The organism is Streptomyces sp. 142MFCol3.1, assembly GCF_000424945.1.
Classification (GTDB): Bacteria; Actinomycetota; Actinomycetes; order Streptomycetales; family Streptomycetaceae; genus Streptomyces; species Streptomyces siamensis.
The window spans coordinates 95,784-106,626 of sequence record NZ_AUKV01000029.1 but is presented as its reverse complement, the minus strand read 5'-3'; the positions used below and the strand labels follow the sequence as shown (position 1 = coordinate 106,626).

The window sequence follows — 10,843 nt, the reverse complement described above, 5'->3', positions numbered from 1 at the left end:
TCGGGTCCGTCTTCGGATCCGTCGGGTCCGTCTTCGGGTCCGTCGGGTCCGTCTTCGGATCCGTGCCCGGCTCTCCCGGCTTACCGGGCTCCCCAGGCTTGCCCGGCTCCCCAGGCTTACCCGGTTCCCCAGGCTTACCCGGCTCCCCAGGCTTACCGGGCTCCCCAGGCTTACCCGGCTCCCCAGGCTTACCGGGCTCCCCAGGCTTACCCGGTTCCCCAGGCTTGCCGACCTGGCCCTCGTCCTTCCAGTGGTCCTTGTCCTTGGTGTTCCAGTGGTCCTTGTGGTGCTTCCAGTAGTGGTGGTTGTTGTGGGTGTCCCAGAAGTAGTACGCATGGTTGCCCTGCCACACGTAGTAGCACTTGTGGTGGTCGTCCCAGTAGTACTTGTAGTGGTCGCCCCAGCAGTAGTGCTTCTTGTGCTTCTTGTCCCAGTGACCCTTGCCCTTGTTCCAGCAGTAGTGCTTGCCCTTGCCCTTGCCGTGGTGTGCGGCGGCATTGGTCGCCATCGAGGCGTCGGACATCGGGGCCGCCGATGCGGCCGCGGCCGGCAGAACCACACCACCGGCGACCACGACGGACGACGCCACGATCGTGGCGATGTTCAGCCGGCGCTTAGGACGGACGGCGCCGTGCTTTCGGATGATACGGGCCATGATTTGTTTCCTCCTGGCGATGGAATTCGCTTCGTGCGACTCGGAGCCTCGTTTTCTTTCCGGTCTTTCCGGTGAGCTCCGCACCACCAGTAGGCCCGAATCGCGCAGCAGGATCACGTTCCGAGGGTTCGGGACTTGACGAGCGCCAGGACAGCGGGTAAAAGCCACATACGGGGCACTTCCGCAGATCATCGCCACTCCAGAGAACTGGCATCTGAGCTGCGATGATGACCTCGATGGCATGCCGTCCCCGTATTCCGAAACCGCTCGGCACCGAAGCGCACCGCGGAGGACACCGGGGCGATCCGGATCGTGGAGGCACCGCGCAGGGACCGGCCGGGAAAAATCAATCCACTCCAATATCGAAGAAATCCGGAATGGGCTCGGCGATTTCACGGACGCGACCGTCGCCATGCCGTCATCACCACGCCGTTGTCACCGCGTCGCCATCGTCACGTGACAGGAACTCCCGGTCGGGTCAAGGCCGTACGCCGGCCGGACGGCCACTGCTCCGCCCGGTCTCACCCGCGGTGAGTGATGTCCTGACGACGCCAACGCGACGCCCACCATCGTCGGCACCAACCGGGCCGGCCTCCTCGTCGGTACGCCCGGTGACGACGTCGTCCTCGGCCTCAGCGGCACGGCATCGACGCCCTCGACGGCGGGGCCTCGCTCGACGTCTGCGTCCGCCCCCTCAGCGGCCCCGGCTCTGCACCATCTGACGCCCCCGGCACAGCACCGAGCCCCCTACCCGCGGGAGAACCGTCGGTAGGGGGCTTCTTCAGGCGTGCTTGCTTCTTCTTGCCCTGGGTCTGGCGGGCCTGTGTCTTCGACCAGGCCAGCGGGACTCAAACTCTCGCTGACCAGCGTCGAAAGAGGGGAGTCGCCCTACCAGTGGTCGTAGTGATCGCAGTGCTTGTCGTTCTGGTGACGCTTGATCTTGGTGGGGTCGGTGGCGGTGTTCGTGACGGCGCCGGGGCCTTGCAGGAGACGTCCGCCTTGAGGGTGATGGGTGGGTAGCCCCGCACCAAACCGCCACTGTGGCTCTTGCCGATGGCCAAGCTCGGGCCAGGGCGGCCGTAGGAGATGGTCACCTGGCCGTTGTTGTTCGCCGTCCCGATCGTGGACGGCGCATACCGTGTACCGGTGCTCGACGTGGTGGCGAAGCTGCTGCCCCCCACCACCACCGCCACCACCCGCCGAGGTGCCACTGCTGTTGACGGCGCCGCTGCCGCCGCCCCCGCCGGCGAAGTACCCACCCCCGCCGCCCCCACCACCAGCGATGGCAGTGGCGGCGCAGCCGCCGTCGAAGCTGCCCCCGGTGCCACCGGTACCGACCGTGGCACCTGAAAACCTGCCCGGCCCACGTTCACCCCGGATTCATGCGGCGCCGACCAGCCGCAAAGCACCATCAATCCAGGGCCGCTTGGGACGGATGCCAGTCCACTGTCGTGCACCGGTGCACGTGGCTGTTGGTGTCAGGCATTGATGTCCGAGTGTCGTCCCATTCCCGCTGGTCAAGTCGCCGTTAGCGTCTACCTCTGGTCGCTGGGGCGGCACCTCGCCACGGCGCCTACAGGCCTCACTCCGGGGTGCCGTTCGGCATTCGCGAGCGTCAAGGCCGTCAGTGAGTACCTCGGACACTCGGACCCCGGGCTGACTTCGAAGGTGTAGGCGCACCTCATGCCCAGTAGTCGGGACCGGGCCCAAAAGGCTCTCGCTCACGCGCTCCGGCCACAAGATCCGCTTCCTGGCGTGCCCCGCTTGGTTATCCGGGTGGGGATCCAAGCGGGGAGCCGGTAGGCGTGACGGCAGAGCCGGTCAGGGTCTGGAGACCGAGTGCCCAGGAGGGCCGGCAATCATGGGCTTGTGACTACTGCACGTCCACGAAGTCCCCGGTCGCATTGACCGACGGCGTGGTGGAGGTGCCGGCGAAGCTCCAGCGCCAGTAGCCGTCCTCGGCCGCGGTGACCGTGGTCGTCAGGCCGCCGGTGCTGGAGGTGTACACGGTCTTGATGGTGGTGTAGGTGGTCGTGCCCGCCTTACGGAACTGGAGCTTGACGGGCTGGTTGGTGTAGCCCCGGTAGTCAAGCGTGTCCCAGTTGGCCCGGGTGAGTTTGCCGGTGACAGTGAGGGTCCTGCCCTTGGCTATCGGCTCCGGGCCCGCGTTCACCGTCAGTTGGGACTGCCGCTGGAGACGGGCCGTGGTGTAGGCGTTCCGCTGGATCCAGCTGTCGTCGTTGGCCCACGCCGTGACTGCGACTTTCCAGGTTCCGGCATCGGCGTTGGTGAGCCACCAGTCCGGTTCGAAGGTGAAGGTCTTCGAGCAGGTGGAGGTGGTGGCGCTGGAGGCCGCGCAGTCCGCGGGGGTGGTGTTCTCGTTGGGTGTGATGTAGCCGTCGGGGTTGTCGGGGTCGACCCCACGCCACAGGTGGAAATCCGCGTCCCAGATGCCTGACGGATCGGTGGCGGTCACCGAAACGGTGACCGTCTTGTCGGTGGTGCCGACCACGATGTTCTTGCCGCCGTTGACGGAGACGTTGGTGATCTGTACGTCGCCGACAACCTCGTCCGCGTACGCGGAGGGGCTGGTGAATCCGCCCAGCGCGGTAGCAGCGGCCGTTACAGCGAAGATTGCGCGCTTGCGCATGGATCTCCCTTGCAAGGTGAAGACGCGCCCGCCGAATGGACACATGGCGGGCGGATGAAGGCGCTCACCGTAGTGAGAGCACCGCCCGGTCTCAACCAGACGGCGATGTCCCTTATGTTCTGACATCAATCGACTATGTTCTGACATCAATCGACATCCGAGCGAAGCCTGGTGGAAGCGAGCAACGACCCGGCGGACCTCGGGCATGGCGCCTGGAGCCTGGCCAGTGCTCTGACCGGGGATGGTCAGCCGACGACAGTCAGCCACGACGGCGGTGCGCCCCGACCGACCACGCACGCGTATGCCCCGCTCCGCCCCCACGGGCCTCGGCCACACCGTCGGTGCCGTCGACCAGAGCACGCCGTGACGGCCGGCCCGTGACGACAGGGCCCCGGCGTGTTGCGGCCAAGGGGCTCGCATACCTTCACGTCATGGACTTCAACATCACCGCGGGGGAGGAAGCCGTCGTGTTCCACGTGGCGAGCCTCGTCCAGGATGGCCTCTCCCCCACGGACGACGACTTGGCGGGGGAGCTGGGTGAAGAAGTTCGCCCAGTGCTGCAATCGCTCCTGGGCAAGGGTTGGCTCGTGGTTGACGAGGATCGTGAGCTGGCCTTGTCCACGATCGCGCGGCACGTCGTGTCCAGCCGCAGGGATGCCGAGGGGCCGCAGGCATAGCAAAAGAGCTTACGGCCGACCTGGTTCGCCTGTCGCTCTGCCGGCGGGGGTGCCACGACCCGTCATGTGGTGAAGCGACCGGCTGTGGCAACCGCTGCCTTGTAAGGGCGGAAGTGTCGTGCAGCGGGAATGTAGAGGTCACCCCTGTGTAGGCGCAGCCCGGGTGATCAGTGGATCTCAACCGCGGCGAGCCGTCATTGGCCGTGATTGACCGCCCGATGTGGCACGTCTGTGGCACGCGTCGAGTGACCGAGGGCTTGGAGGGCGACGCACCGCACTACAGCGATAACCCCTGAACGCCCGGGTTTGTTCAGGGTGGCCCCTGCGGGCTCAATCACGACCGGCCGTGCGTGCTGCGCTCCAAGGCATTGAGTCTCTCGACAGCTATCTCCACATCGATCAGTGCAGTATGGGCTACGTCCGTCATCTTCTGCAGCCGCTCAAGATCGCTTGAGGCCCCCAGTGCGTATTCTCGCCTCACGCCTTCCCGGACGGGGTCTCCGACGAACCGCACTTTGGCCCGAGGAGCAGGGGCGAGCGCGAAGATTTCATCCCATGCGTCGGCCATACGCGTCATGGCCAGCTTGAGCGTCTCGTCATCGCGGCGTTCAGCGGAGTCTCGCAAGGCCCGAGCGGCCTCACGCCGCTCGTCATGCAAGAACCAGTCCGTGCGACAGTTGCCGGAGGTTACCTCTTCCAAGAGCGCGCGAAACTCAGTGAGTTGCGTGCGCAACTCTTGGGCCTCCGGACCAAGGGCGAGCTGACGCCGACGCGTCCACGTCTTCCGCACCAGCGTGCCCGTGGTCACAAGGAAGGCGAGCCACCCGGGCGCGAACTTGGGCCAGTCAGCCCACCAGGAGGGGGCAGCAGCGGCAATAGTCATGCAAGAGATTCTGACGGGACGGGGAAGGGAGCAGGCTCGCAAGCGGAGATCCGCCCGTTGAACCAACAACCGCTTCGTCCCGAAGCAACTGGGACGGGTGTGCTGCCTTGGGCTGCTGCGCGTCTCACCTGCGCTGATGGTCCACAGACGTTCGCGCTCGTCCGCCGATGTTCGTCGGCGTTGTCACGCAGTTAGACACTCAGTCGGTGCTGCTCTTCCTCCTTCGTATGTCTGAAGCGGACAGCAAGGTGTCCAAAGCCGCTCGGGCCTCGGCAATTCGGTGGCGCCACTCCTCGCCTCGCAGGACCGCAGTGTCCCACTCGACAACCGGTTCGGCGCCAGTCATGCAGTAGCCGTAGACCTGGTGGGCCACCTGGTCGGTGAGGAGTTCGTCGTAGTGGAACGACCCCTCGAAAGCTGCCCAGGCCACTGATCGCGTGTCTGCACAGACACGCTGAAGTACTGCTCGCGTGTACTCGCGCAGATCGAGCGAGACGTCATCGAAGTCGATGTCGTATGACACCAGACCGAGCCGCTCGATGGCTTCGGGTTGCCCCAGCAGGGGGAACGGCAGCATGGCGTCAGGGACCATCCTGGCGAGGTGAAAAGCCTCCTCCGGCAATGGGGTGTTGCCAGAGCCGATGACGAACACGTTCACCGAGACCGGACCTCGCCAGCACAGCAAGTCACGTATGTCACCCGCCATCGTCCTTCCCTCTCTCCTCTGGCCGCCTCCGGGGTGTGCACTGTCGTCGTACCACGCCAGTCACCCGCGGTGTCGCCCGGCCTCGACGCCATCATGCCCGGGGTGATCACTGCCGAGCACCGCTTTAGGAGAGCGGTAGGGCGGTCACGGGACCGAGCTGGGGGTTCCCTGGTCTGGCGCAGTGCGGCCGTACTGCCCGCTGCGTGCCGCGATTCCCCGTGAGCCCCCGCCCGTTCTGGCACGAGAGTGGCACGGTCGGAGATGAGTGGATGGAGTGGCTTGGGCTAAACGCTCATTAGCTGCCACCGTCGTTCATGGTGGGCCGGTCGTCAGGACGGGGCTGTCGTTGGTTGGCCGACCGGAAGCCCGTCACGTGCCCAAAGACGTACGCCGAGAAGATCAGTATTGCAGCCAGCGGGAGCCGCGCCCATGGGTCGTCGATCGCCTTCCATGCCAGCATGATCAACAGGTAGCCCGCCAGTGCCACCTGGATCCACCGCGCAACGCCTCTGCGGTTCCGCTCGGTCATTGAACCCCTCCTCGTTCGGCACAACATGGCGTGGTCGATGGATTTCTAATGCCCGGGTCAATCCTTCGTAGGTCGATCAACGGGGACGTCGACGTCGGCCAACCCGCTTTGTGCCTCGACTGGCTGTCTACTGAGGTCCAGCGTCGACCGCGGCTGTTCGCGCCTGTTGGTGTCAGCTGCTGACGTCGGGAACCGGGGTGTTCGACGAGTTCGGGCTACTTGCACGCCGGATCATCTCCACAACGCGCACCGCCTGCTCCGGGTAGGCCCATAGCCGTACAGGCACCGCAGACGATTCACACTCGATCACCAGCGCTCTGGTCGGGACCCACAACACTTCGCGGAAGGACGGATGGCGTGCGCGGATGTACCGCAGATCTTTCGGGAGTTCACGGAGCCGCGTCCTCGACCAGCGAGGCTTCCATTGGAACTTGCCTCCGGCGCGTACCTGGCCAAGGCTGTATCGGGGCCCCTCGTCCGGCAGGTTGGCCCCGACTTGGAAGAAGACTATTTGCCCCGCTTCGGTCTGAGTGGCTGTTCGCCGCGCTCGCCGCGCAAGGAGAAGCCTCCCGATCACGCCGCCGATGAGGGCACCGCAAAATGCCTGAATCATGCGTGAAGATAACAAGCGGCCAACTCATCGCCAAGGGGTTCGGCGCACCTCGGACCCGGTCAGCGCTTCTGCTTGTAGCGGTCGACGAGTTCTCCGGCGGCGATGGCGATCCCTGCGAGAAGTGCACTCGTGTACCAGCTCTTCGGGCTGCCGAGCACCTGGGCAAGTGCCCGGAACATCACGGTGACAACGATCCAGGCTATGACCCAGACCAAGGGTTCCGGCACGGCCGGGCGATCTTCACGGGGTGAGGCTACGTGCCGCCGGCCCGGCACCCGACCTCTTTCCCCAACCCACTACTTCCCCAGCTCCCATCCCGTCCACCGTCGACCCACACGTCTGTGGAGCGGGCGTGGTTCCTGGCGTCCAGGTGGAGCGCGCCACTGTACGAACGACCTGGACGCCATGGGCCGCGTCTGCTCGGCTCTGCCTGGGGCGATGGTGGACGGGATGGGAGCCCACCACGCTCACCACGATCCGGCCGGCACCCGCGTACGGCGCCCCTCCCATCCCAGAGTCTGAGCGCCCCCGCCGGAGGCATGTTTTGGGCCCGCGGCTGGCGTTCTCGCTTCCGCCCGCACGCACGTAGCGCGCCGCCTGGCGCGGCCAGCCGGGGCGAAGACAGAGGCAGGCCGCGCCGCCGAGGCGGTGTGCGCCCGCGCCGCGCGCGGGTCTTGAACCAGTAGAGAAAGTTGTAACTCAGTAGGTCTGTTGGAGCTTGAAGGACCGTCAGACCGGCGAGATCGCCAAGGACGTCAACAGCGGAGAGGCGCTGATGACGATCGGCGTCGTCTACATCGAGGAGGGGGAGTCATCGCTGATCAAGGTCACGGTTCCGGAGAGCGGGGTGTCTGAGGGGCTCGCGCTCGGGGCGCCGGTCTCGCTGCCGGGGCTCGTGGCCCGTCCGTGGGAGAGAGTGTTCAACGGGCAGCAGCGGCACGGCATCGCCTACCGCTCCGCTGCCGTCACTCCGGCCGCGTTCCCGGCCACCATGGGAGCCACGGCCTGATGACCGATCTGACAACGCTCCTGGAGGTGGGTGGTCCTGCCACCGCGCTCGGCGGCGGGGCTGCCTACGCCCGGGCCAAGCATCCCGGGGTCTACTGGTCGACGTTCGGACTGCCGATATCCACGGCCCGGCTGCTCAGCTCGTACAGCTCGGTCATGGAGGCGTGCGGTCTGACCGTGGCGCCGTCCCGGCTGCGGGCCCTGGCGGTCAAGGCCACCACCCGCCGTGAGGTTCGGCCCGTGCCGCCCCGCCGGGGCATCATCCGCCCCACGTCGACCGGGTTACGCCTTCGTCTTCGGCTTGCTCCAGGGCAGGAGCCAGCGGATGTCGCCGCCTCGGCCGAACGGCGCGGCACGCCTGGGGAGTTCACGCCGTGTACGTCACGACCGTCACCTCATGCCGTTCAGCCAGGAGCGCACCCGAAAAGCTGTGGCTGCCGTCTTCGATGCCGCATACGCTCCCGCTCGCTGAGGCAGGAGGGCGAGATGTCCGACGAAGAGTCCACCGAGTACTACACCCTGCTCTGCGACGACCTGTCCCACGAGGTGGTGCTCATCGACTGCGGCCCCCGCGAGATGGATGTGATCCTGGCAGTGCGCAAGGTGACCGGGCAGAGCTTGTGGCACAGCAGGGTCCTGGCGCGCCAAGCGCCCGTCACCCTCCTTGGGGGGCTGTCTGCGTACAGGGCCCAGTCCGCTGTCGCTTTGCTCCAGAGCGCCGGAGCCAGAGCGGAGTGGAGACAGGAGCCGGAGCCCGGAGACCGCACGGCCCCAATGCCCTGACGGCCCAGAGACGGCCCAGAGGCAGAGAAAAGCCCCCTACCCACGGAGAAACCGCAGGTAGGGGGCATATTCGTCGGCAGTTACTTCTTCTTGCCCTGGTTCTTGACCGCCTCGATGGCGGCCGCGGCGGCATCCGGGTCGAGGTAGGTGCCGCCGGGCTTGACCGGCTTGAAGTCGGCGTCCAGCTCGTAGGCGAGGGGGATGCCGGTCGGGATGTTCAGGCCCGCGATGTCGGCGTCGGAGATGCCGTCGAGGTGCTTGACGAGGGCGCGCAGGCTGTTGCCGTGGGCGGCGACCAGGACCGTGCGGCCGGTGAGGAGGTCCGGGACGATGCCGTCGAACCAGTACGGAAGCATGCGGACGACGACGTCCTTCAGGCACTCCGTCTGCGGGCGCAGCTCCGGCGGGAGCGTCGCGTAGCGCGGGTCGGAGAACTGGGAGTACTCGGCGTCACGCGCGAGCGGCGGGGGCGGGGTGTCGTACGAGCGGCGCCAGAGCATGAACTGCTCCTCGCCGAACTCGGCGAGCGTCTGCGCCTTGTCCTTGCCCTGGAGGGCGCCGTAGTGCCGCTCGTTCAGGCGCCAGGAGCGGTGGACCGGGATCCAGTGGCGGTCGGCGGCCTCCAGCGCGAGCTGCGCCGTGCGGATCGCCCGCTTCTGGAGCGAGGTGTGGACCACATCGGGCAGCAGGCCGGCGTCCTTGAGCAGCTCACCGCCGCGGACTGCCTCCTTCTCGCCCTTCTCGTTGAGATTGACGTCCACCCAACCGGTGAACAGGTTCTTCGCGTTCCATTCGCTCTCGCCGTGGCGGAGGAGGATCAGCTTGTACGGTGCGTCGGCCATGGCCCCGAGCGTAATCGAACCCGCTGATCGCTCGCGCCCTCGCCCGGCAGGCGGACAGTGCGGCCCCGTCGTCGCCGGTCGGTTGACGGCATCTGTTAATCGAGTGGCTTTCCGACTCCCTCTCTTCGTAAGTTGTGCTCACCGCTTGAGCCGCTTACTCACCTTGCCTGACCGGGGGGTCCCGCATGTCACTCGTCTCGCTGAGACGCGCCGCCCGAGAGACCGTCTCGGGGCTCCCCCGCGAGTTCTGGTGGCTGTGGACCAGCACCCTCGTGAACCGGCTCGGCGCCTTCGTCGCCACCTTCATGGCGCTGTACCTCACTCTGGACCGCGGGTACTCCGCCTCGTACGCGGGTCTGGTGGCGTCCCTGCACGGCCTGGGCGGTGTCGTCTCCTCGCTCGGCGGCGGTGTGATGACCGACCGCCTGGGCCGCCGGCCCACCCTGCTGATCTCCCAGCTGTCGACGGCCTTCGCGGTCGCGCTGCTCGGCTTCGCGCACGATCCCGTGGCGATCGCCGCGGTCGCCTTCCTGGTGGGCATGGCCTCGAACGCCTCCCGGCCCGCCGTACAGGCGATGATGGCCGACATCGTCCGCCCGGAAGACCGCGTGCGCGCGTTCTCCCTCAACTACTGGGCGATCAACCTGGGGTTCGCCGTCTCCTCCATGGGGGCCGGATTCATCGCCGAGTTCAGCTACCTGGCGGGCTTCCTGATCGAGGCCGGAATGACGCTCGTCTGCGCCGTCGTCGTCTTCGTGAAGCTGCCGGAGTCCCGGCCGGTCCTCACCGACAAGGCCTCGGCGGAACCGGCTGTCGGTCTCGGGACCGTGCTGCGCGACGGCCGGTTCATGAGCGTCGTCGGGCTGTCCTTCCTCGTCGCCCTCGTCTTCCAGCAGGGGTCCGTGGGGCTTCCGGTCGCGATGGGCGAGGCGGGCTTCACCCCGGCCGACTACGGCATGGCGGTCGCCGTCAACGGCGTCCTCATCGTCGCCCTCCAGCTCCCGGTCACCCGTTTCATCGAGCACCGGGATCCGAAGCGGCTGCTCGTGGTCTCGTCGCTGCTCGCCGGGTACGGCTTCGGCCTCACCGCCTTCGCCGGCTCGGTCGGGGTCTTCGCCCTGACGGTGTGCGTGTGGACGCTCGCGGAGATCGTCAACGCGCCCACCCAGACGGGGCTGGTCGTCCGTCTCTCCCCGGTGCACGGCCGTGGCCGCTACCAGGGCATGTACACCCTGTCCTGGTCCCTCGCCGCGCTCGTCGCTCCGCTGATGTCCGGCCTGGTCATCGACCGGTTCGGCGCGGAGTGGCTGTGGGGGCTGTGCGCCGTGGTCGGCACGGCGGCGGGCCTGGGGTACGCGATGCTGACGCGGAGCCTGCCCGCGGAGGAGCCCTCCTTCACGGAGACGCCGGTCGCGTCCTCCGCCGCGCCGCCGGTCTCCCCGGCGACGGAGGTCGGAGCCGTCTGACGCCGGGCACGGACGCCGAGGCGCGGACGCC

At 67.1% G+C, this 10,843-nt stretch carries 12 protein-coding genes and 1 pseudogene; 6 read left to right on the top strand and 7 right to left on the bottom strand.

Translation table 11 applies throughout. The features are described from left to right. A partial coding sequence (locus tag H305_RS54150; protein ID WP_028804392.1) for a collagen-like triple helix repeat-containing protein occupies positions 1-655 on the bottom strand: 655 nt, incomplete at its 3' end. A 1,086-nt stretch (positions 656-1,741) separates the two neighbouring features. On the opposite strand from H305_RS54150, the gene H305_RS53620 reads away from it, so the two are divergent. Continuing rightward, entirely contained in the window at positions 1,742-2,005 is a 264-nt protein-coding gene (locus H305_RS53620) for a hypothetical protein (RefSeq protein ID WP_158690615.1), read from the top strand. A gap of 523 nt (positions 2,006-2,528) precedes the next feature. Here H305_RS53620 and H305_RS0133945 read toward each other — a convergent pair. Then, positions 2,529-3,305 carry a DUF5707 domain-containing protein gene (locus tag H305_RS0133945; RefSeq protein ID WP_028804390.1) on the bottom strand — a complete coding sequence of 259 codons (777 nt, stop codon included), beginning with the start codon at positions 3,303-3,305 and terminating at the stop codon, positions 2,529-2,531. A gap of 431 nt (positions 3,306-3,736) precedes the next feature. Here H305_RS0133945 and H305_RS0133940 point away from each other — a divergent pair, with 431 nt between their 5' ends. Beyond that, entirely contained in the window at positions 3,737-3,982 is a 246-nt protein-coding gene (locus tag H305_RS0133940; protein WP_028804389.1) for a hypothetical protein, read from the top strand. A gap of 334 nt (positions 3,983-4,316) precedes the next feature. Here H305_RS0133940 and H305_RS0133935 read toward each other — a convergent pair whose 3' ends face one another. The 4 genes from H305_RS0133935 to H305_RS53615 all read right to left on the bottom strand — a co-directional run bounded on the left by H305_RS0133935 (position 4,317) and on the right by H305_RS53615 (position 6,940). Further along, the gene (locus H305_RS0133935; RefSeq protein WP_028804388.1) at positions 4,317-4,865 is read right to left on the bottom strand and encodes a hypothetical protein; all 549 of its coding nucleotides are present in this window, start codon (positions 4,863-4,865) and stop codon (positions 4,317-4,319) included. Positions 4,866-5,064: 199 nt separating this feature from the next. Further along, on the bottom strand, positions 5,065-5,523 hold the full coding sequence (locus H305_RS0133930) for a hypothetical protein (RefSeq protein WP_158690614.1): 459 nt from the start codon (positions 5,521-5,523) through the stop codon (positions 5,065-5,067). Positions 5,524-5,866: 343 nt separating this feature from the next. After that, the gene (locus H305_RS0133925) at positions 5,867-6,100 is read right to left on the bottom strand and encodes a hypothetical protein (protein WP_028804386.1); all 234 of its coding nucleotides are present in this window, start codon (positions 6,098-6,100) and stop codon (positions 5,867-5,869) included. Positions 6,101-6,772: 672 nt separating this feature from the next. Continuing rightward, entirely contained in the window at positions 6,773-6,940 is a 168-nt protein-coding gene (locus H305_RS53615; protein WP_158690613.1) for a hypothetical protein, read from the bottom strand. 491 nt (positions 6,941-7,431) lie between these two features. Here H305_RS53615 and H305_RS47775 point away from each other — a divergent pair, with 491 nt between their 5' ends. From H305_RS47775 to H305_RS0133905, 3 genes and pseudogenes are all read left to right on the top strand, one after another. After that, positions 7,432-7,722, top strand: coding sequence for a hypothetical protein (locus H305_RS47775; RefSeq protein ID WP_051371239.1), 291 nt, complete (start codon positions 7,432-7,434; stop codon positions 7,720-7,722). After that, positions 7,722-8,113, top strand: a pseudogene (locus H305_RS55220) (conjugal transfer protein TraS); the annotation flags it as partial. The gene H305_RS47775 and the pseudogene H305_RS55220, both read left to right, overlap by 1 nt. A gap of 94 nt (positions 8,114-8,207) precedes the next feature. Then, entirely contained in the window at positions 8,208-8,504 is a 297-nt protein-coding gene (locus H305_RS0133905; protein WP_028804385.1) for a ribosomal protein L7/L12, read from the top strand. 80 nt (positions 8,505-8,584) lie between these two features. Here the strand turns inward: H305_RS0133905 and H305_RS0133900 are convergent, their stop codons facing one another. Beyond that, positions 8,585-9,346, bottom strand: a complete 762-nt coding sequence (locus H305_RS0133900) for a phosphoglyceromutase (RefSeq protein WP_028804384.1) — start codon at positions 9,344-9,346, stop codon at positions 8,585-8,587. A 185-nt stretch (positions 9,347-9,531) separates the two neighbouring features. Here H305_RS0133900 and H305_RS0133895 point away from each other — a divergent pair, with 185 nt between their 5' ends. Next, the gene (locus H305_RS0133895; protein WP_028804383.1) at positions 9,532-10,812 is read left to right on the top strand and encodes an MDR family MFS transporter; all 1,281 of its coding nucleotides are present in this window, start codon (positions 9,532-9,534) and stop codon (positions 10,810-10,812) included. Positions 10,813-10,843 lie beyond the last annotated feature (31 nt).

Excerpts from the sequence above, each read along its gene's own strand:
- H305_RS0133925 (WP_028804386.1), bottom strand. The coding sequence starts at position 6,100 with ATGACCGAGCGGAACCGCAGAGGCGTTGCGCGGTGGATCCAGGTGGCA.
- H305_RS0133940 (WP_028804389.1), top strand. The coding sequence starts at position 3,737 with ATGGACTTCAACATCACCGCGGGGGAGGAAGCCGTCGTGTTCCACGTG.
- H305_RS0133935 (WP_028804388.1), bottom strand. The coding sequence starts at position 4,865 with ATGACTATTGCCGCTGCTGCCCCCTCCTGGTGGGCTGACTGGCCCAAG.
- H305_RS0133905 (WP_028804385.1), top strand. The coding sequence starts at position 8,208 with ATGTCCGACGAAGAGTCCACCGAGTACTACACCCTGCTCTGCGACGAC.
- H305_RS0133895 (WP_028804383.1), top strand. The coding sequence starts at position 9,532 with ATGTCACTCGTCTCGCTGAGACGCGCCGCCCGAGAGACCGTCTCGGGG.
- H305_RS53620 (WP_158690615.1), top strand. The coding sequence starts at position 1,742 with ATGGTCACCTGGCCGTTGTTGTTCGCCGTCCCGATCGTGGACGGCGCA.
- H305_RS0133900 (WP_028804384.1), bottom strand. The coding sequence starts at position 9,346 with ATGGCCGACGCACCGTACAAGCTGATCCTCCTCCGCCACGGCGAGAGC.
- H305_RS0133945 (WP_028804390.1), bottom strand. The coding sequence starts at position 3,305 with ATGCGCAAGCGCGCAATCTTCGCTGTAACGGCCGCTGCTACCGCGCTG.